General features: G+C 40.8%; 3 protein-coding genes. All 3 read left to right on the top strand.

Features of this window, described 5'->3' with window-relative positions; translation table 11 throughout:
• The first annotated feature begins 37 nt into the window (after positions 1-37).
• Positions 38-829 carry an SDR family oxidoreductase gene (locus AAC037_RS23855; RefSeq protein WP_339906153.1) on the top strand — a complete coding sequence of 264 codons (792 nt, stop codon included), beginning with the start codon at positions 38-40 and terminating at the stop codon, positions 827-829.
• 22 nt (positions 830-851) lie between these two features.
• A complete protein-coding gene (locus AAC037_RS23850; protein WP_339906152.1) occupies positions 852-1739 on the top strand; it encodes a sugar phosphate isomerase/epimerase family protein in 888 nt (295 codons plus the stop codon).
• Between the two features lie 53 nt (positions 1740-1792).
• Positions 1793-2104 (top strand): SMP-30/gluconolactonase/LRE family protein (locus AAC037_RS23845; RefSeq protein WP_339906150.1); only part of this gene is annotated, 312 nt, incomplete at its 3' end.

Raw genomic sequence — 2104 nt, 5'->3', positions numbered from 1 at the left:
GTGAGGTGGTAAAAAGTGTGCTGAAACCTGTTTAATTATGCGCCTAAAAGATAAAGTAATCATCGTTACCGGAAGCACTACCGGTATTGGGAAGGCCATAGCATTGAAATGTGCCCAAGAGGGAGCCAAATTGGTCATCCATGGTTTGGAAGAAGATTGGGGGCAAGATGTTGTGGCAACCATTGGAGCTGATAAGGCGGTACTTCATATTGAAGATTTGCAAAAAGAGGGATGTGCTGAAAGGTTGGTTGATTTGGCTGTAAGTACTTTTGGCAAATTAGATGCTTTAGTAAATAATGCCGCCTGGGTGGTTTCATCTGATTTGCAAGCTGTGGACAAGCCGTTTTTGGAAAAGGTATTGTCCATCAATACCATAGCACCCTTGCTTTTAATCAAAGCAGCATTAAAGCAAATGGAAGCCAATAAAGGGAATGTATTGAACATCGGTTCAGTAAATGCCTGGAGTGGGGAGCCAAATTTGCTCGCCTATAGTATTTCCAAAGGTGGACTGATGACCATGACCAGAAATCTTGGGGACAGTCTTTTCCGAGATCATGGTGTAAGGGTCAATCAAATCAACCCGGGATGGGTATTGACAGAAACTGAAAAACAAAGGAAAAAGGAACATGGACTTTCTGACCGGTGGTTTGAAGACCTGCCGAAAATGTATGCTCCTGCCGGAAGAATAATAGCTCCTGAAGAAATAGCTGCTGCAGCTATTTTCTGGTTATCAGATGAGTCCGGTCCTGTAAGTGGTCAACTAATGGAACTTGAGCAATATCCATTAATCGGGAGAAATGCTCCCAAAGACACGAGTACAATAAATTAAAATAACAATTGAAAAATTAAATATGCCTAAATTAGCAGCATTTCCCAAAGCCTTTATGCAGGCCCTCTGCAAAGATGGAACAATGAAACTTGAAGAGTGGATTCAATTGGCCTCTACATTGGAAGTAGAGGGGCTTGAATGGTACGCAGGTTTTCTTGACATGGAAGATGAGTCCAAGTGGCCTACCTATAGAAAAATGGTGGAGGATACAGGAAAAGTTATACCCATGATGTGTTGTTCACCGGATTTTACACATCCCGACAAATCTTTCCGTGAAAAAGAAATTGCAAAGCAAAAGCATTGGATAGACATGACCCATATTTTAGGAGGGGGCTATTGTCGAGTATTGTCCGGACAAAAAAGACCTGAATTGACCTTAGATGAAGGTGTCAAATTGGCTGCAGATTCAATCATGGCTTGTATTCCCTATGCACAAGAGAGGGGGATTACTTTGATCCTTGAAAATCACTATAAAGATGATTTTTGGGAATATCCTGAATTTGCTCAGCAAATGGACGTATTTTGTAAATTAGTGGACAGCATAGACCATCCAAATTTTGGTGTAAATTATGATCCTAGTAATACTTTTCTCGCAGGAGAAGATCCTTTAGAGTTATTAAAAAGGGTTTCTAAAAGGGTGGTGACCATGCACGCGAGTGACCGCTATTTGAAAACAGGAACCATTGAAGATTTGAGAAAAGAAGAAGGTGGGGCAGTAGGTTATGCCAAGAGGTTGAGCCATGGTGAAATTGGAAAAGGACTGAATGATTATGATGCCATTTTTTCTGAATTGAAAAGCGTTGGGTTCGACAGTTGGATCAGTATTGAAGATGGCGTAGATGGAATGGATCAATTGGAAAGAAGCGTAGCTTTCTTACAAAAGAAAATTGCTGTTTACTGGCCTAAATAAATTAATTGAATAATCCGTGCAATATTTATTGCACGGATTAAAACCTTTGAGATTTGGAAGCAAAATTATTATTAAACGCGCAATGTGTTTTGGCTGAGAGTCCTACCTGGTTGGAGGATCCCGGTTGTTACCTTTGGGTGGATATAGAAAAAGGACATTTATACCGACTGATACCTGAGGAATCGGGGGTAAAAAAATGGTCTTTTCCCCATAGGCTTAGCTTGGTGGTCCCTGATGGAAAAGGTAATTATATCCTGGCCTTGGATGCAAGATTGGCTGTTTTTGATCCCAATACTGAGAAATTTGACTGGCTGTGTGATATTGAAAATGACAAGCCTGAAAATCGATGCAATGACGGAGCTTGT

The sequence above is a fragment of the uncultured Cyclobacterium sp. genome (assembly GCF_963976465.1).
Taxonomy (GTDB): domain Bacteria; phylum Bacteroidota; class Bacteroidia; order Cytophagales; family Cyclobacteriaceae; genus Cyclobacterium.
This window is presented reverse-complemented; position numbering and strand designations above follow the sequence as displayed.

What these genes read in the sequence shown, in the direction of transcription:
- AAC037_RS23855 (WP_339906153.1), top strand. Translation starts at nt 38, where the DNA reads ATGCGCCTAAAAGATAAAGTAATCATCGTTACCGGAAGCACTACCGGT.
- AAC037_RS23850 (WP_339906152.1), top strand. Translation starts at nt 852, where the DNA reads ATGCCTAAATTAGCAGCATTTCCCAAAGCCTTTATGCAGGCCCTCTGC.